Here is a 17,434-nt window from a genome sequence, read left to right on the forward strand (position 1 = left end):
GGCGTCACCGCTAGCGTGCCTTCGATGAAGGTGGCTGAGATTCGTAGATACCCGATCAAGTCACTGCTCGGCGAGCGGCTCGACGACGTCGAGATCGAGCAGCGAGGACTCATCGGCGACCGGCTCTGGGCGGTCCGCGACGTTGACGGCAAAATCGGCAGCGGCAAGAACACCCGCCGGTTCCGGCGCATGCCCGGCCTGCTCCACCTTCGTGGGCGCTTCGGCGAGCGCGTACCCACTGTGGAGCTGCTGGCCGGAGAGGTGTTCGCCGCCGATGACCCGGCCGGGCACGCCGCGATCAGCCGCGTCCTCGGCAGGGACGTCACCATCGCCCGTGAGGCGGGAGTCCAGCACCACGACGAGGGGCCCGTCAGCCTGATCACCACGGCCGGGCTGCGCCAACTCGCCACGATGATCGGAGGACCAGTCGACCCGGCACGGTTCCGCGCCAACCTCGTCATCGACCTACCCGGCGTCGGCTTCCCCGACGACAGCTGGCTCGGCCAGGACCTACAGGTCGGGCCGACCGTCATTCTGCGGCCACAGAAGCTGCAGACCCGGTGCATCATGATCGACATGGCGCAGGGCGACCTACCCGAGGATGGCCGGCTCCTCAAGGCCGTCGCCGAGCGGCCGGACCTGACCTTCGGCGTGTGGGGGACCGTCGTCCGCCCCGGCCGCCTCGCCGTGGGTGACACCGTTACCGTGAGGTCCCGCACGCTCATCACCGCCCGCCCGTAGCCGGGTTCGGCACCGGTACGGCGGCGTTCGCGAACCCGAGAGCTCGGCTCCGGTAACGGTCCAGCGGTGAGGTGAAGCTGGCGGACACCCGCCGGCTGTTCGGCACCCCCGGAATGGTGTCCAGCCGCAGGTCGGACAGGTCGACGGTGCAGGAGAGGCGAACGGTCACCGCTGCCTGCTGGCCGATCGGGCTCCGGAACGCGGCGGCGAAGCTGGTCGCCTGCCCGTTGACGGTGCCACTGAGGTCGACCGTCGGCGTACTCGTGCAGTTCAGACCGCGCCAGTCGAGCTGTCGGACGGCCGCCTCCCGGGCCCGCTCGGCGGCGGTGCCCGCGTCGCGGGAGATGGAGGCGGCGCGGGCGGCGTCGTGCGCCGCCGCCTCGACGGCCTCGGCCGCGACCGCGGTACGACCGGCGACTCCGGCGAGGACCATCAGCCCGATGAAGGCCGGCGCGAGGATCGCCGCCTCGACGGAGACCGACCCGCGGTCGCGCTGCCGGTCGCCGCGTCGGCCTCGGTCGCGTTGCGGGCCGCGGCGTCGGCCACGGTCGCGGATCATGGCTCCGTCCACCGTTCCACCGTCCCGTGTGCGCTCTCGCTGATCGGGAAGTCGACGCCGGGTACGACGGAGAGCGAACGGCCGCGGACGGTGCAGGTCACGTCGGTCGCGTCGGTCTGGCAACTTGGGCCCGGGGAGTCCCAGTCGACCAGCCAGCCGCCGGCCGCGTCGAGGAAGCGGCGCGCCCGGTCCGCGCCCGCGTCCGGCGGGGCGTTGAGCACCCGCTGCGCGTTGACCCCGCTCTGCGCCGCGTGCATCGCCGTGGATCGGGCGATGAAGACGGCGGCGACCTGGATCGCCCCGAAGAGCAGCACGAAGATCACCGGCATCACCACCGCCAGCTCCACCGGGTTGGCGCCCCGGTCCGTGCCGCCGAGCCGGCGGCGCAGGGCGAGGTAGGCCCGTCGCAGATGCATCGGATCAGGGCGCGGCCGGAATGGCGTTCATCCAGTCCTCCGCCCGGGTGGCGACGAGCGCCGTCACGGTGATCGCGGCGGCCACCAGACCAAAGATGATCACGGCGGTGGGGACGGGACTGTCCCCCCGCTCACGGTCGGAGCGCAGCTCGGCCAGGCGCGCGGCCAGCGCGACCTGTAGGTGAACGAGGAAGGACATGGCGGGCTCCTTGTCGGACGGTCGTCAGAGACGGGCGAGGAACGGGTAGGTGGCGAAACCAAGCAGTACGAAGACGAGCAGGGCACCCGGGATATCCAGTCGGCCGGTCACCCCCTCCGCCCGCGCCAGGTTGTCGGTGCGGATCTGGTCGCGCAGCGAATCGGCCCGGCTGCGCAGGGTCTCGTGCACCTGCGCGCCCTCGCTGCCCGAGGAGCGCATGATCGCGCCCACGTCACCGAGCTCGGGAATGCCGATCCGGTCGGCGAGGTCCCGCAGCTCGTCCCAGGGTGAGTGCATCTGGAGCTGGGCGAGGCGCAGCGACTCCCGGATCCGGTCGAAGACCCAGCCGTCGCAGACCTCCGCCGCCCGCTCCAGCGACTGCACCGGCCCGTGCGCGGCGGAGAGCTGCAACGCCACCAGATCCAGGTAGGTGCAGACGGCGGCGCGGAACTCGCCGCGGGCCGCCTCCGCCTTGGTCAGCACCGCGCGGTGCGCGAGCCACGCGCAGATCAACGCCAGGCCGAGACTGCCCAGCACCGGTACGGCCACCGGCAGCGCGACGCCGGTGGCGGCGAAGGTGACGCTGAGCAGGGTCGGCGAGGCGAGTCCGATCAACGCGGAGAGCAGCAGCGACAGGGCGTACTGCTCGGGGGTACGGCCGAGCAGGGCGAGTTGCTGGTGCGGGGGACGCAGCCACCGGGTGAGCCCGGTCAGCCACTCCAGCCGCTGGCCGGCGGCCCCGGACGGGTGGGACGTTCCCGGCGGCTGGTGCAGCCGCCGCAGCGCGGGACCGAGCGCGGGGGTCGCCGGAAGGAGCTCCTGGACCACCAGGAAGACCCCAAGCCCGACCAGCGCCCCAGCGGTCACCGCGATGGTCAACAGCCAGTCCGTCACGTCAGCACCTCCTGCGGCTCGGGCGCCGGCAGGAAACGGGCCGGCCGCTGCGGCTGACTCATCGCGCGGACCCAGGCCAGCAGGACGATGAAGGACACCCCGAGCACCGCCATCACGAGCTGCCCGGTCGGGGTGCCGTACGGGCGGATGTAGTCGGTGTTCAGCAGCCCGTACGCGAGCACCGCCAGGGTCATGCCGGTGAGGAAGCGGACCGCGAACCGGGGCTGGGTACGTTTGGCCTCGATCTCCCGCCGGGTGGCGACCTCGGCGCTGGCGGCCGCGGCGATCGAGCCGAGTACGTCGCCGAGGCGCTCCCCCCGATCGGTCAGGTGCAGAATCAGCGCCGCCACCACCTGGTCGCAGACCGGGTCGGCGATCTCGTCGGCGAAGGCCAGCAGGGCGGGCCGGGCCAGCCAGCCGGCCTGGAGGCGGGCGGCGAGCAGCCGTACCTCCTCCTGGATCTCCTCCGGCGCGGTGGCGACGGTGCCGGTGATCGCGGCCTGCAGGCCCTGCCCGGTGGCCGAGATGTCCTTGAGTCGTCGGGTCCACTCTCCGACCGCCTCGATCCGGGCGATGGCCCGTTGCTCGGCCCGGCCCACCGAGAAGAGCCAGGGTGTGCCGGGAACCGCGACGGCGACCAGCAGGCCGACCACCGGGAGCCCCGTCAGCAAGAAGCCCAGCGCGCCGGCGAACACCGCGCCGACCAAAAGCATCTGGTGGAAGCGGCGTTCCCGCGCGGTGGTGCCGAAGCCAAACCGGCTGAGCCCGCGCCGGGCTCCGGGGCCCGGCCCGGGTGGGCGGCGGGTGCCGACGATCGCGACGACGGCCAGCAGCAGCCCGGCCACGCAGGCGGCGCCGGAGAGCACCGCGAGGAGTTCGATGTCGACGGCGGCGTTCATCGTTGGGCCAGCCGCGTCGCCCGGGGGCGCCGCCAGGCGCCGCTGCCCGCCTCGATCCACCGGCTCAGCAGTCGGGTGTCGTAGCCGACCCGCAGGAGCTGCGCGCGGATCCGCTCCGGTAGGTGCCGGGGCACCGCCCGCCCGTCCGGGCCGGGCCCGAAGACCGTGGTGGTGGTGATCCGGTCGCTGTCGCCGACACCGATCACCTCCTCGATGTGGGAGACGAAGCGGTGCTTGCGACCACCGATCGCGGTCTCGTCCTCAATGGTGACGTAGACGATCAGGTCGAGGGCGTTGCCAGCCATCCGGCGGGCCTGCTCCACGGTCATCTCCCGGCCGTGTGCCAGGGCCAGCTCGATGATCCGGTCGCCGACGCCGGCCGGGGTACGGGCGTGGATCGTGCACATCGAGCCGCGGCTGGTGGTCATCGCCTGGAGCATCGGCACGATCTCCCGGGAGCGGACCTCGCCGACGATGATCCGCAGGACGCCCATCCGCAGCGACACCGGGATGAGGTCGGCGATGCTGACCTCGCCGGCGGGACGGCCGTCCGGCCCGCGTTCGCCGTGCCCCTCGCGGGCTTCGAAGCTCATCACCGCGCGGTGCCGGTCGCCGCGGCGGGCCGGTAGCAGCTCCCGGCTCTCCTCCAGCAGCACGTACGGCTCATCGGCTGGGATCTCGTTCATCAGGGCCCGGATGACGGTTGTCTTACCCGCCCCGGCCAGGCCGGCGACCATGATGTTCAGGCCGGCGCGCAGGGCGGCGCGGAGGAAGTCGCGCAGCAGCGGGTCGAGCATCTCGTCCAGGTCGTTCCGGCCGCCGGCGAGGTCGTCCAGCCCCACGTCGAGGGTGTTGTGCTTGCGGATCACCGCGTAGGGGCGGTGGCTGACCAGGAACACCGCGGCGAGCCGGCTGCCGTCGGGCAGTTGCAGGTCGAGGGTGGGCTTGGAGGTGGAGAGCGAGCGTTCGGTGGCGCCCGCCCGCCGGGCCGCCGCCTGCAGGATCTCCACCAACTCCTCGTCGCTGTCGGCGATCGGATCGATCCAGTCGACTCCGCCGCCGCGTCGGGTGACCCGCACCTGGTCGCAGCCGAGGATGTGCACCTCTTCGATGCTCTCGTCCACCAGCAGGGTCTGGAGCCGGCCGAGCCCGGCCAGCTCGGCGGTCACCTGGTCGAGCAGGATCCGTTCCTCGTCGGCGGTGAGCGGGGTGCCGGCCCGACGGACCGCGTCGGCGTACGCGGAGACGACCGCGACCGCCAGCCGGGCGCGCTCGGTGTCCTCGGCGTCGGGGTCGAACTCCCGGCCGCGCTGCCAGTGGGTGAGCCGTTCGCTGAGCTCTCGGCGCAGCTCCCGGACGACCTGGAAGTCGACCCGGGGGCGGGGCGGTGGCTCCGGCCGGGCGGTGGTGGACCCCGGCTGCCGGCCGTTCGGCGGGGCCAGCGGCGGCGCGGTCGAGGTGGCGGCCGGGGCGGCGGCCGGGGGGTGCCGCCGGGGGTCGGCGGAGACGGGTTCAAATCGCATTCGACGCCTCCTGCGTTACCGCGCCGGCGCCCTCATGGCCCGCCGCCGGCCAGGCCAGGCGGGCCCGCCGCCGGTCCAGCAGCGTCCCGATCGGCACCTCCAGCTCGCTGGCGGCGCGCAGCAGCGGCCGACCGATCCGCACGGTCCCACCGAGGGTCAACACCTCGGCGGTACGCGGGTCGTGCGGCAGCCGCGCGACGACCGGCACCTGCAACGCCTTGCTGATCTCGCCGCTCCCGTGCCCGTCGCCGACCAGCAGCAACCGCAGGGTGCCCGGGGCGACCCGGTGCTCGGTGAGGTCCCGCTGGATGGTCCGGACCAGCGCGCGGGTGGCTGAGACCTCGGGCAGCCGCGCCCGGGTGACCACCAGCACCACCGAGGCGGCGCGCAGGAGCGGCCAGGGCGGGCCGGGTACGTGCAGGCGGCCACAGTCGACGAGGACGTCGTACGGCGGGTCGCCGCGGTCGAGTTCGGCGAAGAAGTCGGCGAACCGTTGCCAGAGCGGGGTGACGCTGCCGGCCTGGGCGGGGTCGACCACGCCGGGCAGCAGCAGCCGTTCCCGTTTCGGCGCGTCCAGGTCGACCAGCTGCGACCAGAACGTCGCCTCCAGGTTGCCGTCCCGCAGCTCCCCGACGGCCAGCTCGCCGATGCCCCGGGGCCCGTCGAGCGTGCCACCGAGGTAGCCGGCGAGCAGGGATCCGCCCGCCGGATCGCACTCGGCGAGCACCAGCCGCCGGTGCCAGGTCAGGGCGCAGGCTAACGCCGAGGTGGTGACCCCGGGCGAGCCCTTCGCGGCGACCAGCGCGATGATCGCCATGCTCAGGCCGCCTCGGTGAGCACGATGGCGATCCGGTCCTGGGCCACCAGCGCCGCCACCGCCGGCACGTCCCGTACGGCGAGCGCCAGGTAGACCACCATCTCGTCGTCGTTTCCGACAATGTCGGCGTCGATCACGGTGGCCTCGAACCGGGTCGCCGTGGTGACTGACCGGTCGTCGTTGCCGGCGGGGGTGCTGACCAGGGACACCTTGTCACCGGGGTGCAGTTGGCGGGCCGGCGCCTGGGCCAGGTCCAGGCCCACCGAGAGTTGCTGCTGGCCGGCGGCGAGCAGCGGTTTGTCGGTGAGCTGCTCCATGGTGAGCAGCGTTCCGGGGACGAGCGACACCTTCGCCCGCTTCCCGACCACCTCGCCCTGCTGCCCGGCCGGCACCGGGGAGAGCCCCGCCCCACCGGCGACCTGCACGGTCACCAGGTCGTCGGCGCTGACCACGCGGCCGACCTCGACCGGTCGGGCCACCGCCAGGTAGCTGCCGGTGGCGCGGACCGCGTTGACGGCGAAGGCCGAGCCGAGCCCGCCGAGGGCGATCAGGAGGACGGCGAGGCCGAGCAGGCCGGGGCGCATCCGGCGCTGCCGGAGCACCTTGGGCGGGGTGATCGGGGCGTCGGCTGTCGCCGCCGCGTTGCTGGTCGCGAGGCTCACTGGGTTACCACCTGAAGCTCATCGATTTCGATCGTCACGGTGCCGCTGGTCCGGGTGACCTCGAAGCTGCCGCTCTCGCCGCCGCCGCTCCAGCTCACCGTCCAGTGCGTGGTCGCCTGGATCTGGTACGTGCCGCGCTCCGGGTAGCCGCTGTGGTAGCCGCAGTCCGGGGAACGCTTTCCGGCCAGTGGGCTATCCGACTCGTACGCCGTTCCGGCGCCGGAGCAGGTCACCTTGGTGCCGTTGCCCATGTCCCAGCGCACCCGGGTGACTTCCGCCGCGATCTGAACGGTCAGCCCCCGGTCGCTGGCGGAGGCCTGCTGCGGGCCGAAGTAGTGGCGGGGCTGGCCGGACCCGGCCGTGCTGGCCCACATCCACACCGGCAGGCCGACCAGCCCGGCGCCGATATGCCGGCGAGGGGCGACGGCCACCCGCGGCGGGAGCAGGTCGATCGAGGCGAGCGCTTCCCGGGCGAGTTCCGCCGGGTCGGGCGGGGTGCCGAAGCCGGGCGGCGGGGCGTCGAGCAGCTCCGACCGCTGCGAGCCGAGGTCGCCCCCGTTGCAGGTCAGCACATACCAGTCGAAGCCCTCCGGGGTTCCCTCGGGCCGCGGCTCGATCAGCTTGTAGTAGCAGCCGTCGCCGTTGTGGAACCAGCCGAGCACCTCGTCGTAGCAGGGGATGACCTGGCCGTCCCACTGGCAGGTCGCACCGCCGCCCCCGCCGTCACCGGGGCCGCCGTCTCCCGGGCCTCCGCCGTCACCGGGCTCGTCGTCCCAGACCTCGCAGGTGGTCTGCGAGGGCGGGCAGATCACATCCGGCGGATCGGCAGCCGACACGACGGCAACGGGCGGCGCGGCGGCAACGGGCGGCGCGGCGGCAACGGGCGGCGCGGCGGCTGGCATTGCGGCAACGGGAGGTGCGGCGGCGAGCACGGGCGGTGCGGCGGCGAGCACGGGCGGTGCGGCGGCGGCCGGCGCGGCGGCAGCGGCCAGGCCGATGGTGATCAGCGCTGCCAGCCCGCTGGTGATCAGCCCCGGCAGCGGGGTGCGGCGCGATCGGGCGGCCCGGGTCAGCACGGCTGGTCCTCGTGGGCGGCACCGGTGTTGACCAGCCAGCGACCATCCGGATATCGGGCCACGGTCACGGTGGCAAGGTGCCGGGTGCTCTCGCTGCCGGGGACGTCCCGCTCGTCTTCTGCGTAGACCAGCCGCCACCCGGTCGCGTCGAGGCAGTCCTGGATCTCGACGGTGGGCGGGACACTCACGACGTCAACGGCGGTCACGACGGGGTCCGAACGGAGGGTACCGATGCGGATGGCGCCGTGCTCTTTGGCGGTGCGGATGGTGAACCGGACCCGGGTCAACAACGGGTCGGCCAGGTAGGTGGTGAGTTCCGGGTGGTGTGGGTCGCTGTCGCCACTCGCTTCCTGGGTCACCGCGAGATATCCGGAATAGGCGGCGAGCGCGGCTCTCCGAGCATTTCGCTCGTCCACTTCCCCGGATGCCGGGGCAGGTTGATCCACCACACCCACCGCCTCTACCGGCGCTTCCCGGTCGGTGCCGCAGCCGGCCACGGCACCCAACACCGCGCCCACCACCAGGTACGCCGACACGCCCCTGCGCTGCCTTCCTCGCACTGTCCCGGCCCTCCTCGTCGACCTCCACCGGGCGGTCGCTACCCGGGGATTCGGACATGCGGAAGCGCGGCCGGATGCTGCCATCCGGGCCCCATACAAGGCATCCGCATTTACCGTTACCGACTTGTAAGAAAGATGACTCCCACCCCGCCCACAGTTTCTTGATCGAATGATTGCAGGGTCACCTTGCACTCAATGGGCGAGCATAGGCTGACGACAGCCGATACAACAGGGGCAATTCAGTTGAACACGCTCAGTAATGAAAGGTGGTGGGGCGTGGAGCCCTCAGGTCAGGTCAGTCGAGACCGAAGCGCCACCCAACAATTACTGTCTGTATTCAGTCGATGGAGTTCGACATGACGGTGGCCGGTTCCCGCCGTACCGCGCCCCGCTCACTGCTGGCCGCGCTCACGATCACCCCGGTGCTCCGGCTCGCCGCCGTACGGCACTCCGTACCGGTGGGGGTGGGGGCCCGGCTCGGCTGCGACGCCTGCGGCGCCCCGATCAGCCTGACCCAACCGGGGCCGGCGATCGGGCCCCGTGCCCGGTGCGGCGGGTGCGGCGCGCGGGTCGGCCCCCCACCCGGCACGGTGGAGGTCGCCGCGCTCGCCGCCGGCCTGATGCTGCTGCTGGCCGGCGGACCCATCATCGAGCTGGCCGCGGTGGCCTGGTGGCTCGGCTGGGCGGTGCCGCTCGCCTTCGTTGACACCGCGGTGCACCGGCTGCCGGACCGACTCACCGGCCCCGCCACGCTCGGCACCTGGCTGCTGCTCGGACTGGCCGCGACCCTCGACGCCGGGTACGCCCCCTGGCTGCGCGCCACCGCCGCCGGGCTCGGCCTGGGCCTGCTCTTCGCCACCAGCACCCTCCTGCTCGGCCGGCGGGGCTTCGGGCTCGGCGACGCGAAGCTCGCGGTCGGGGTGGGTCTGCTCCTGGGCTGGCACGGCTGGCCGTTCCTGGTGCTCGGGCTGCTGCTGGCCTTCACCCTCGCCGCCGGGACCGCCCTGGCGCTGCTCGCCACCGGGCGGGCCCGCTGGTCCAGCCACCTGCCCTTCGGCCCGTTCCTCCTGCTCGCCACCCCGATCACGCTCCTGCTCACCGGGTGACAGGAGAGTGCCGCCGGGCCGCCAACGCGGCCAGCGAGTGGCACCAGGACGACGAAGCGCCCGTCCCCTGGGAAGCTGCCCGGTGGGACGGGCGCAGGTCGGGTCGACACCCGGGTCGGGATGGCCTCGTTGGTGCCGGGGTGGGTCAGTCTGTCGCTGCTGCCGCGGTGGGTCAGTCGCGGCCGGGCAACTGGGCGACGAACGCCCGCCACGCCCCCGGCCCGAAAACCAGCGCCGGCCCGGTCGGGTCCTTGGAATCCCGCACCCCGACGACGCCGGGAAGGTTGCCGGCGACCTCGACGCAGTCGCCGCCGCTCGTGCCGCTACGAGTGGACTTCTTCCAGCGAGCGTTACTGAGGTTCATGCAGGTACTCCGCTTCTTTGATCAGCGCGACCGATGAGACTTGGGGGAGGGCGACGCCCCGCACAGTCTCCCACCTGGCCTGAAGGGTCGCCACCCCTTCCTCGGTGGTGACAACCTCGCCGGCAAGCTGGTCTTCCAGGTGTACGACCCGGCCTCCATCCGGGAGCATCGCCAGGGCGAGCGGACCGGAGAGCCCGGCGTGCAGGCCCGCAGCCGTGGGAATCACGTGAATGTGGAGGTACGGCAGCTCCGCCATCCGGAGCAGATGCGCGAGCTGCTCGGCCATGATGGCGTCCCCGAGCCGCAGCGCCCCCTCGTTGATGACGGCCACGACCTGCGGCGGTCGGTCGCGAGTCAGGATCTTCTGCCGCTCCAGCCGAGCCGAGACCTGCTGCTCCACCTCGAACTCGGGCCGGGTGTCGTCAAACCGCAGGACCGTGCGGGCGTAGTTCTCGGTCTGCAGCAGGCCCGGAATCAGATTCGGGTGAAAGTAGCGGAGTTGCCGCGCGACCGCCTCGGCCTCCAGCCAGGGCTTGAACCAGGCCGGCTGCTCGTCCCGATGCGCCAGCCGCAGCAGCGACTCGAAGAGGCCGCCGGTCTCCAGGATCTCGTCCGCCCGACACGCGTACGGCAGGTCAGTCATCCGGGTGCCGGTCTCCACCGCCGACACGGTTGACGCCGAGTAGTTCGTACGACGCCCGAACTCCTCCTGACTCATGCCGGCGAGCGCCCGCTGTCGACGGAGCTGCACCCGGATGAGATCAGCGGCACGTTCAGATTCCATCGGCCCTCCAGAGATTCTTCTAGATCGCCAAGCGCCGCCAGCCGAATCGCCAAGATCGCCAAACGCCGCCAGAAAACGAGCAAGATCGCCAGACTTCGCCAGCCCTACCAGCAAGATCGCCAAGCGCCGCCAGGAAAAGAGCACGATCGCCAGACCCTCGCCAGGATCAGCATGAAGCCCTTCCGCCGCCAGGTGGTTAACACAGAGAGTGAATTGAGACGGCGTGAGCCGGTGGAGGACTTTCCCGCCGGAGACGCCTGTCGGACCGCCCCCACCCCCCGCGCTGTCAGTGGGGGCGGTCCTCCACCAACGTCAAGGAGGTCCAAATGCGAATTCGCTGGTTTGGTTGGCGTCGGCGAAACACCGCGCCGCCCCGCCCGCACGGCACGAACGCCAGGCCGTACCGGGAAGGCGGGCCGTACCGGGGAAGCGGGCCTGACCGCCCCACGAACCTGCCGGCATGGATGACCCAACCCACCCTCGCCGAACCCCAACCCGGACGCGTCGGCTGGCTCACCCCCGCCCAACAATGGCGCGCAAACGGAGGCCGCTGGTGAACCACCACCACCTCCCCCAACCACGACTCGGCCCCCACCCCCAACACCCACGCCACCGCACCAGAAACCAACCACCCCACACACCCCTACGACCCACCTGGACCTGCCGCGCCTGCGGCCACCCCTGGCCCTGCGCCGAAGCCCGCCTCCTCCTCAAAGCCGAATACGACACCCGACAGTCGAGCCTATCGATCTACCTCGCCGGACTCTGCTACGAAGCCATGCACGACCTCTACCACCTCAACCCCCACGACGGACCAAACCCCCGCGAACTATTCGAACGCTTCGTCGCCTGGGGGCCGTTCCGGCGGTCGGCGCGGAAGCTCCCGGATTGAGGCTTCGACGCCGAGGCGAGGCGGGGACCGTCGTCGGCACCAGCAGCAGCAGCAGCAGCAGCAGCAGCAGCAGCAGCAGCAGCGATCAACCGGCCCGGACCAACTGGCGGTACTCCGCCGAGCCCAGGAAACGCGGCACAATCTCCGCGTTGGCCCGCCCGAACTCCAGGGTGAGCACGTCATCCCGGTCAACGAATCGCATCGCCGCCCCCTCCCCACACACCACATCCGCATCGGTGGCGCTGGTCGGCGCGTAGAAGATCGAAAACTCGCCGACCACGCCGGGGAAGCCCCCCGCCGGAGCCAAGCCCCGCCAGAACAGGCGCAGCTCATCGACTTTGAGACCGGTCTCCTCATAGAGCTCTCGATGGGCAGCCACCAGCGGCTCCTCGCCCGGATCCAGGTGACCACCCGGTAGAGACCATCGGTGCGGATCTACTTCGGTGTTACCGTCCCGAAGCTGCAACAACAACCGACCCCGGGGATCAACCAAGATCACACCGGCGATCCGTACGTCCACTCGCGTCACCATGCGCGCAGCCTAATCCAGCTCGGGTACGGGTATGGATAGCTTGCCCGACTACCGTGATTGGCTCCGGAGGTTCGAAGTGACATCCACGTCCCGCACCACGCCTCCCATTCCGTCCGCCACGGATGCCGAGTGCCGCACCCTTACCCGCACACTTCGCCGCCGAGGCGTACTGGTGCTCTCCGTCTTCGGTCTGGTCTGGGCCGTAGCGGCGGCCACCGGGACCGGCACAGCAACGGATGTCGCGCCGCTTGCAATCGAGGTGGTAGCGCTGCTACTCACCGCGGCGGCGCTCTATCTGGGGTACCGCAAGGGCGCCGCGCCCTCGCCACGAATGGTGAACCTGCCGGCCAACTGGGCACGCAACGTGGGAATCGTCAACGCCGTCGAGCTGACGGCGATCCTCACCGTCATCGCCACCTCCAACGCCATGGGCCGTCCCGAGGTGATCCCCGCCGGCATCGCCCTCGTGGTGGGCCTGCACTTCTTCCCACTCGCCCGGCTGTATGACCAGTGGCAGTACCGGTGGACCGCGTCCCTGCTGACCGTCGTCGCGGTCGTCGGCTTCTTGCTCGTCGTGGCCGGCTTCGCGAACGAGACCGTACGGATCGTGGTCGGCCTGGGCTGCGCCGTGGTGCTGTGGGCCTCGTCGTACCATCTCGCCCTGCGCGGCTGACGGCAGTCGCCAGCGCTCCGAACCCGACACGAGGCTTGAGGAGACGCGAAGGACCGCCTACGTTTACACCCGCGCGGCGACCACGACGGTGACTGCCTCCAAAAGCGCCCCATGCGCGGCAAGGCCGCCCCCGTCTCCATGACCGGCTGGGAGGCAAAGCATGCGGAGGTCCACCTGCGTGGTGATGAAATGAGCCGCGTCCTTCCGTTCATCGCGGGCGGCGCACTGCTCGGTGCCGTCGCCGGGCTCTCCTTCGGCCTGAGTAACTACACGGCCGCATGGATCGTCTGGCTCCTGTACTTCGGCGTGGTCGAAGTGACGGCGGTGCTCAACAGTCGCGACGGCGACACCCTGTCCGAGCACGTCTGGTTGTGGTTCGGCACGCAGCGCCGCAAGCCCGGCGAGCCAGCCCGGAAGGTCACGGGCTGGGTGTGGCTGCGGCGGTTCGCGCTGCTGGCATTCGTGACCTGGCTCGCCCTGCACTTCCTCACCGGGGGCCTCGTCTGACCGCTAATCCAGGATCCAGCTCCGCAGGTCCGAAAACACCTCGGTGCTGCCGAGCACAGCGACGACCGCAGACCCGCAGAGCGCCACGAAGACCAGTGAATGCCTTGTTGAGTCCGCTCGCACTCGCCGACTCACCGCGTAGCCGAGCAGAACCAGGGAGCCAAGCACAACCCCGGTGAAGGGACTCATCACTGCCGCAGCCATGCCGAGCGCGTGCAGAGCCCTCGCAAGCAGGTTGCCGAGACCCGCACCCAAATCCTTCGGATCGTTTTCCCCGCCGGTTACGGCCTCGTGGCTCCCCAACACCAGTCGAGCGAAGCCATAAAGAAGGAGCACGGAAAGATAGCTCATCCCGAACGCCAATTGAAGCCAGGTCGCGCACCGCACAACCAAGGACCACGGGCGGGGAAATTCGTCGGCCTCAGCAACACTGACCGAACTGCTCATCCCTAAACACCTCCGGCCCGTCGATAGTTCGGAGCGACCGTACGTACCGCCGCTCAGAACCTCAAGCCACACCAGACAACGGTGCCGTTCCGGAGACTACCTCGCTGCCAACGCACGGGTTCAAGCTGCCGGCTACCGACACGGTTTCCCACGCTGACCCCTTCCATCCACTTCGGAGTACCCGCAGGTAGAGGATGGACGATCAGCGTGGATTGAGGGCGGCCTGCGGTCGCACCATAGCCGAATCGGGCAGGGCCACACCCTTGGCCACCGTGGCCTAGACTCCTCGAACACACGAGGGGAGAGGTAATGCCGCTGAATTCCGAAGATCTACTCCACGACTGGCAGCAACGTGCGGACCAACATGCCCAGCTGAGCCTGGAGATGAGCCGGCGCATGCAGGAGGTCACCGCCACCGCCAGGTCGACCGACGATGAGGTCGAGGTCACCGTCGACCACACCGGCTCGATGACGGCCCTAAGGATCGCCGACTACGCGATGCGGTTGCCAGCAGCCGATCTCTCCTCGCTCGTCCTAGCCACCAGTCAACAGGCCCAGGCCAAGATGGCCCAGCAGGTCGGCGAGCTCGTGCAGGGCATGTACGGCTCGGACTCCCCCACCGCCGCCTTCGTGACCGGTGCCTACAACCAGCAGTTCCCGCAGCCGCCGGACGAGGAGCAGGAGCGCAGCCGCCGATGAGTCAGCCCGCGATGGAAATGGACCCGCAGGCCCTGCGCGAGCACGCCCGGGCGATCGACCAGTGGGCCGACAAGCTTGATCAAGCGACCTCAGCCGCCGGCCAGATCGCCACACACCACGAGGTGTACGGGCTTTTTGCCGGACCGTACATTGTTCCGCTGATGGACCTGGTTCAGGGCGACGCGATAGACGAGTTGCGGAGCACCACCGACGCCATCATGCAGCTGTCAGATGCCGTGCGCTCGGTCGCTTACAACACCGAGGTCACCGACGGCCAGGCAGCGCATTCCTTTTGGGAGGCCGGAGCATGACCAACGGGGACTTCCTCCTCGCAGCTGAGGAGCAAACCAATACATTCGAGGGCGCCGGCATCTTCGAATCTTTTCAGGGCATGATGGAGGCCAATAACCAATGGGCGTTAAATGGAAACACTGCAGCTGCCGCGCTCGGGGCCCTCGGCGCAGTCATGGACCCACTACAATCGATCTTCTCAGCCGGCGTGGGCTGGCTCATGGAGCACGTCAGCTTCCTGCGTGAACCACTCGATGCGCTCATGGGAGACCCGAAAGCTATCGACAGCCACGCGGCGAGCTGGAGGAATATTCAAGCTCACATTTACCAGGCCACCGACGAGTTCGCCCACGAGGTCAACAAGAGCACCGCAGCATGGGCAGCCGCATCCGCGGACGCATACCGCAACCTCGCCCGTGAGCACGCAGAAAGCACCCGGGCCTTGGGTCAGATTGCCGATAACCTCAGCGTCCTCACCACCAGCATCGGCGCCACCGTCGGGGTGGTCCGTAACACCGTCCGCGACATCGTCGCCGATGTCATTGGCGCCTGCATCTCCAAAGCCCTGCAAGCAGCCACGGTGGTACTCATCCCGAAAGTCGTCACCGAGGTCGCCATCCTGGTCAGCAAGACCATCGCCAGAATCTTCAACGTGCTCGAGGGACTGCTGGCCCGGCTGCAGGAGCTCGGCAAAGCCGCCAACCTTCTAGTCTCCTGCCTGGAGATGGTCGGACAGGTCAATCGCAAGGTGACACTCGAAGTAAACACCCGCACTGAAGTGGCAGGAACGGGCGACATTAGCTTCAGCGCCTTTAAGGACGCCTATAAGCAACTGCCCGGCCAAGGCCAAGATACAGCGTATGGGACGCCGTCCGAACTCGCTTCCCCAAGCGCCAAACTATACAATCAGCAAGGAAATATCGACTCAACCGCACTTTCTGCCAGTTCCAACGCCTTACAGAACGCCGGCTCGGTCGGAGCCACTCTCACCGAAGACGACGAATACCGGCCGGTCGAAATTAAACCCTGACAGAAAGAACCAGCCTTGGACTCCTATCAGCAACGGCTCGCCAAACGCAAGGCCGAATCCGAAGCGCTGCGGGCCAAGCGGGATAAAGAGCTCTCCGGACGCCAGGTTGAGCGCACCACACGGGAACCTACTGCCATCCGACAGCAACCGACTTCCACCGGCAGCGCGCCGATCCGGAAGATCATTTACGCCATCGGCCTCTCTTTGCTCGCAGTTGCCCTCACGCTTACCGGCGCAACCCTGGACAGGATCGCCGGCAGGGACTCTAGCGACCCCTACCGGACCGGCACCGGACACGTCACCAAGTGCACGCAACAGGGCCCGCTGACGTGGTATCAGGGCTTCGGCTACTGGGAGCAATGCACCCTTGCCGTCGATTGGGGCGATGGATTCCCCGACCAAGTCCAAATCGATGCCACGCTCACCAGCGCCGACATCGGCACGGACGTTCCCATCGGAGAACACAAGTACAAAGGGGCGCTAAGTTACGTTGTTGTAGGCGCACCACACCGGCCGTGGCTGGATGCATCCGGCAAGTCTATGTTCATGCTCGGCTATCTTCCGCTTATAGCGACGCCAATACTCATTGCCTTTTATTGGCAGCCCATTCTCAGTTGGTACTGGTTCGGCATGCAGCGCAGATACCCCGGCGAACCAACCCCGAAGCCAACGGGCTGGGTGTGGTTCCGGAGAATCGCACTGCTGGCATTGACGGCCTGGCTCGTCTTTTATGTCGGCACCGGACTCCTCAGGATCCTCCGGCATCTCGCCGATTTCCTCACCACGCTCGGGCTGATGTAGTGGCCCGAATATTTCCGGTGTCCGGGCGGAAACCGTCATCCGGAAAGGCCGACAACTGACGGCTATTCCAAGATCCAGCCACCCCGGGCTATCGATATCAAGCCCTGACCGAGAGAACCAGCATTGGACTCCTACAAGCAGCGGCTAGCCAAACGCAGAGCCGAATCCGAAGCGCGGCGGGACAAGTGGAGTGAAGAGTTCGCCGGACCCCAGGCTGAGCGCACCACACCGAAACCTGCCGGCATCCGGAAGAAACTTCCTGCCACCCGCGGGAAGCGCGGTCGGATTGTCATGTACGTCATCGGTGTTTACCTGCTCGCCGGCGCCGTACTGCTTACCGCCCTGACCCTGTCAAGGCTTGGCGGCGAGGAGTTCAGCGACGATCATCGTACTGGTACCGCACACGTCACCCAATGCACGGAGCAGGGCCCCGTGACGTCTCGGGGCTTCGGCTACTGGGAACGATGCACCGTGAAAGTCGACTGGGACAACGGCCTCCACGACACTTTGAGCCTAGAAGCCGTGCTTACCAGCGCCGACATCGGCACGGACATACGCATCAGCGAGAGGAACGTAAGCACCCGCACGAAAAGCGGGTTCAAGCGGAACGACAAGACGTATGCTGTCGAAGACGCACCAACCCGGCCCTGGTTAGCCCGAGCCGGCTTCGTCCTTAGCTTGATCGCCATCATCCCGTTCATTCTGCTGATGTTGGTCATCGTCTTCACTCTGAAGTCCACGATGAAATGGTATTGGTTCGGCCCACAGCAGCAAAAGTCCGGCGAGCCGGTCCGGAAGGTAACGGGCTGGGTGTGGTTACGACGAATCGCACTGCTGGCGTTGGCGGCCTGGCTCGCCTTTCGGCTAGTCACCTGGTTTGAACCGTTGTTATCTATCCTGACATTCCCATAATAAAGTCGGTGGAATGCCATCCGGAAATGACACCGAGTCCCCGACAAACT

At 69.1% G+C, this 17,434-nt stretch carries 23 protein-coding genes and 1 pseudogene; 10 read left to right on the forward strand and 14 right to left on the reverse strand.

The genetic code is table 11. The features are described 5' to 3' along the window. Positions 1-24: 24 nt before the first annotated feature. Positions 25-741, forward strand: a complete 717-nt coding sequence (locus tag SALPAC2_RS0115925; protein ID WP_018217633.1) for an MOSC domain-containing protein — start codon at positions 25-27, stop codon at positions 739-741. Here SALPAC2_RS0115925 and SALPAC2_RS0115930 read toward each other — a convergent pair. From SALPAC2_RS0115930 to SALPAC2_RS0115975, 10 genes are read right to left on the reverse strand one after another with little or no spacing between them, the layout of a single operon-like run. Beyond that, positions 725-1,312 carry a TadE/TadG family type IV pilus assembly protein gene (locus SALPAC2_RS0115930; RefSeq protein ID WP_018217634.1) on the reverse strand — a complete coding sequence of 196 codons (588 nt, stop codon included), beginning with the start codon at positions 1,310-1,312 and terminating at the stop codon, positions 725-727. The genes SALPAC2_RS0115925 and SALPAC2_RS0115930 overlap by 17 nt on opposite strands. After that, complete coding sequence (locus SALPAC2_RS0115935; protein WP_018217635.1) at positions 1,297-1,716, reverse strand: TadE/TadG family type IV pilus assembly protein; 420 nt, start codon at positions 1,714-1,716, stop codon at positions 1,297-1,299. The genes SALPAC2_RS0115930 and SALPAC2_RS0115935 overlap by 16 nt, the downstream gene beginning before the upstream one ends. Before the next feature lie 4 nt (positions 1,717-1,720). Then, positions 1,721-1,915: a hypothetical protein gene (locus SALPAC2_RS0115940; RefSeq protein WP_018217636.1), complete on the reverse strand. Its 195-nt coding sequence runs from the start codon at positions 1,913-1,915 to the stop codon at positions 1,721-1,723. A 24-nt stretch (positions 1,916-1,939) separates the two neighbouring features. Next, entirely contained in the window at positions 1,940-2,809 is an 870-nt protein-coding gene (locus SALPAC2_RS0115945) for a type II secretion system F family protein (protein WP_018217637.1), read from the reverse strand. Continuing rightward, entirely contained in the window at positions 2,806-3,708 is a 903-nt protein-coding gene (locus SALPAC2_RS0115950; RefSeq protein ID WP_050563192.1) for a type II secretion system F family protein, read from the reverse strand. Before SALPAC2_RS0115950 ends, SALPAC2_RS0115945 begins: the two co-directional genes overlap by 4 nt. Further along, positions 3,705-5,231, reverse strand: coding sequence for a CpaF family protein (locus tag SALPAC2_RS0115955; protein ID WP_018217639.1), 1,527 nt, complete (start codon positions 5,229-5,231; stop codon positions 3,705-3,707). The genes SALPAC2_RS0115950 and SALPAC2_RS0115955 overlap by 4 nt, the downstream gene beginning before the upstream one ends. Next, a complete protein-coding gene (locus tag SALPAC2_RS0115960) occupies positions 5,221-6,048 on the reverse strand; it encodes a P-loop NTPase family protein (protein ID WP_018217640.1) in 828 nt (275 codons plus the stop codon). The genes SALPAC2_RS0115955 and SALPAC2_RS0115960 overlap by 11 nt, the downstream gene beginning before the upstream one ends. A gap of 2 nt (positions 6,049-6,050) precedes the next feature. Continuing rightward, on the reverse strand, positions 6,051-6,710 hold the full coding sequence (locus tag SALPAC2_RS0115965) for an SAF domain-containing protein (RefSeq protein ID WP_018217641.1): 660 nt from the start codon (positions 6,708-6,710) through the stop codon (positions 6,051-6,053). After that, the gene (locus SALPAC2_RS0115970; RefSeq protein WP_018217642.1) at positions 6,707-7,786 is read right to left on the reverse strand and encodes a hypothetical protein; all 1,080 of its coding nucleotides are present in this window, start codon (positions 7,784-7,786) and stop codon (positions 6,707-6,709) included. The genes SALPAC2_RS0115965 and SALPAC2_RS0115970 overlap by 4 nt, the downstream gene beginning before the upstream one ends. Next, positions 7,780-8,322 (reverse strand): hypothetical protein, encoded by a 543-nt coding sequence (locus tag SALPAC2_RS0115975; protein ID WP_018217643.1) that lies wholly within the window; start codon positions 8,320-8,322, stop codon positions 7,780-7,782. Before SALPAC2_RS0115975 ends, SALPAC2_RS0115970 begins: the two co-directional genes overlap by 7 nt. A gap of 368 nt (positions 8,323-8,690) precedes the next feature. On the opposite strand from SALPAC2_RS0115975, the gene SALPAC2_RS0115980 reads away from it, so the two are divergent. Continuing rightward, positions 8,691-9,452 carry a prepilin peptidase gene (locus SALPAC2_RS0115980; protein ID WP_018217644.1) on the forward strand — a complete coding sequence of 254 codons (762 nt, stop codon included), beginning with the start codon at positions 8,691-8,693 and terminating at the stop codon, positions 9,450-9,452. A gap of 172 nt (positions 9,453-9,624) precedes the next feature. Here the strand turns inward: SALPAC2_RS0115980 and SALPAC2_RS0115985 are convergent, their stop codons facing one another. Together SALPAC2_RS0115985 and SALPAC2_RS0115990 are read right to left on the reverse strand one after the other, a co-directional pair. Next, positions 9,625-9,816, reverse strand: a complete 192-nt coding sequence (locus tag SALPAC2_RS0115985) for a DUF397 domain-containing protein (RefSeq protein WP_018217645.1) — start codon at positions 9,814-9,816, stop codon at positions 9,625-9,627. Then, complete coding sequence (locus SALPAC2_RS0115990; RefSeq protein ID WP_018217646.1) at positions 9,803-10,600, reverse strand: helix-turn-helix domain-containing protein; 798 nt, start codon at positions 10,598-10,600, stop codon at positions 9,803-9,805. Before SALPAC2_RS0115990 ends, SALPAC2_RS0115985 begins: the two co-directional genes overlap by 14 nt. Positions 10,601-11,153: 553 nt before the next feature. Between SALPAC2_RS0115990 and SALPAC2_RS27990 the strand changes: the two genes are divergently transcribed. Next, on the forward strand, positions 11,154-11,492 hold the full coding sequence (locus SALPAC2_RS27990; RefSeq protein ID WP_080636936.1) for a hypothetical protein: 339 nt from the start codon (positions 11,154-11,156) through the stop codon (positions 11,490-11,492). 85 nt (positions 11,493-11,577) lie between these two features. Here the strand turns inward: SALPAC2_RS27990 and SALPAC2_RS0116000 are convergent, their stop codons facing one another. Continuing rightward, entirely contained in the window at positions 11,578-12,024 is a 447-nt protein-coding gene (locus tag SALPAC2_RS0116000) for an NUDIX domain-containing protein (RefSeq protein WP_033661831.1), read from the reverse strand. A 76-nt stretch (positions 12,025-12,100) separates the two neighbouring features. Between SALPAC2_RS0116000 and SALPAC2_RS0116005 the strand changes: the two genes are divergently transcribed. Beyond that, positions 12,101-12,697 carry a hypothetical protein gene (locus SALPAC2_RS0116005; RefSeq protein WP_033661832.1) on the forward strand — a complete coding sequence of 199 codons (597 nt, stop codon included), beginning with the start codon at positions 12,101-12,103 and terminating at the stop codon, positions 12,695-12,697. A 189-nt stretch (positions 12,698-12,886) separates the two neighbouring features. Further along, on the forward strand, positions 12,887-13,204 hold the full coding sequence (locus tag SALPAC2_RS0116010) for a hypothetical protein (RefSeq protein WP_026184787.1): 318 nt from the start codon (positions 12,887-12,889) through the stop codon (positions 13,202-13,204). Positions 13,205-13,207: 3 nt separating this feature from the next. Here the strand turns inward: SALPAC2_RS0116010 and SALPAC2_RS0116015 are convergent, their stop codons facing one another. Next, positions 13,208-13,651, reverse strand: coding sequence for a hypothetical protein (locus SALPAC2_RS0116015; RefSeq protein WP_018217650.1), 444 nt, complete (start codon positions 13,649-13,651; stop codon positions 13,208-13,210). A 309-nt stretch (positions 13,652-13,960) separates the two neighbouring features. On the opposite strand from SALPAC2_RS0116015, the gene SALPAC2_RS24935 reads away from it, so the two are divergent. The 5 genes and pseudogenes from SALPAC2_RS24935 to SALPAC2_RS28355 form a co-directional block, all read left to right on the forward strand. Beyond that, complete coding sequence (locus SALPAC2_RS24935; protein WP_018217651.1) at positions 13,961-14,350, forward strand: YbaB/EbfC family nucleoid-associated protein; 390 nt, start codon at positions 13,961-13,963, stop codon at positions 14,348-14,350. Beyond that, entirely contained in the window at positions 14,347-14,661 is a 315-nt protein-coding gene (locus SALPAC2_RS24940) for a type VII secretion target (protein WP_033661833.1), read from the forward strand. Before SALPAC2_RS24935 ends, SALPAC2_RS24940 begins: the two co-directional genes overlap by 4 nt. Further along, the gene (locus tag SALPAC2_RS0116030; protein WP_018217653.1) at positions 14,658-15,671 is read left to right on the forward strand and encodes a hypothetical protein; all 1,014 of its coding nucleotides are present in this window, start codon (positions 14,658-14,660) and stop codon (positions 15,669-15,671) included. The genes SALPAC2_RS24940 and SALPAC2_RS0116030 overlap by 4 nt, the downstream gene beginning before the upstream one ends. Before the next feature lie 15 nt (positions 15,672-15,686). Beyond that, positions 15,687-16,472 (forward strand): DUF6346 domain-containing protein, encoded by a 786-nt coding sequence (locus SALPAC2_RS24945; protein WP_018217654.1) that lies wholly within the window; start codon positions 15,687-15,689, stop codon positions 16,470-16,472. Positions 16,473-16,595: 123 nt separating this feature from the next. Next, positions 16,596-17,162, forward strand: a pseudogene (locus tag SALPAC2_RS28355) (DUF6346 domain-containing protein); the annotation flags it as partial. Between the last annotated feature and the right edge of the window lie 272 nt (positions 17,163-17,434).

Origin of the sequence: Salinispora vitiensis, from assembly GCF_000378825.1 — a bacterium.
GTDB lineage: Bacteria > Actinomycetota > Actinomycetes > Mycobacteriales > Micromonosporaceae > Micromonospora > Micromonospora vitiensis.

Bases quoted from the DNA above. Each gene is read 5' to 3' on its own strand.
- SALPAC2_RS0115990 (WP_018217646.1), bottom strand. From the start codon at position 10,600: ATGGAATCTGAACGTGCCGCTGATCTCATCCGGGTGCAGCTCCGTCGA.
- SALPAC2_RS0115935 (WP_018217635.1), bottom strand. From the start codon at position 1,716: ATGCATCTGCGACGGGCCTACCTCGCCCTGCGCCGCCGGCTCGGCGGC.
- SALPAC2_RS24940 (WP_033661833.1), top strand. From the start codon at position 14,347: ATGAGTCAGCCCGCGATGGAAATGGACCCGCAGGCCCTGCGCGAGCAC.
- SALPAC2_RS0115955 (WP_018217639.1), bottom strand. From the start codon at position 5,231: ATGCGATTTGAACCCGTCTCCGCCGACCCCCGGCGGCACCCCCCGGCC.
- SALPAC2_RS0115985 (WP_018217645.1), bottom strand. From the start codon at position 9,816: ATGAACCTCAGTAACGCTCGCTGGAAGAAGTCCACTCGTAGCGGCACG.
- SALPAC2_RS0115980 (WP_018217644.1), top strand. From the start codon at position 8,691: ATGGAGTTCGACATGACGGTGGCCGGTTCCCGCCGTACCGCGCCCCGC.
- SALPAC2_RS0115940 (WP_018217636.1), bottom strand. From the start codon at position 1,915: ATGTCCTTCCTCGTTCACCTACAGGTCGCGCTGGCCGCGCGCCTGGCC.
- SALPAC2_RS0115925 (WP_018217633.1), top strand. From the start codon at position 25: ATGAAGGTGGCTGAGATTCGTAGATACCCGATCAAGTCACTGCTCGGC.
- SALPAC2_RS0116015 (WP_018217650.1), bottom strand. From the start codon at position 13,651: ATGAGCAGTTCGGTCAGTGTTGCTGAGGCCGACGAATTTCCCCGCCCG.
- SALPAC2_RS0115950 (WP_050563192.1), bottom strand. From the start codon at position 3,708: ATGAACGCCGCCGTCGACATCGAACTCCTCGCGGTGCTCTCCGGCGCC.
- SALPAC2_RS0116000 (WP_033661831.1), bottom strand. From the start codon at position 12,024: ATGGTGACGCGAGTGGACGTACGGATCGCCGGTGTGATCTTGGTTGAT.
- SALPAC2_RS24935 (WP_018217651.1), top strand. From the start codon at position 13,961: ATGCCGCTGAATTCCGAAGATCTACTCCACGACTGGCAGCAACGTGCG.
- SALPAC2_RS0116010 (WP_026184787.1), top strand. From the start codon at position 12,887: ATGAGCCGCGTCCTTCCGTTCATCGCGGGCGGCGCACTGCTCGGTGCC.
- SALPAC2_RS0116030 (WP_018217653.1), top strand. From the start codon at position 14,658: ATGACCAACGGGGACTTCCTCCTCGCAGCTGAGGAGCAAACCAATACA.
- SALPAC2_RS0115960 (WP_018217640.1), bottom strand. From the start codon at position 6,048: ATGGCGATCATCGCGCTGGTCGCCGCGAAGGGCTCGCCCGGGGTCACC.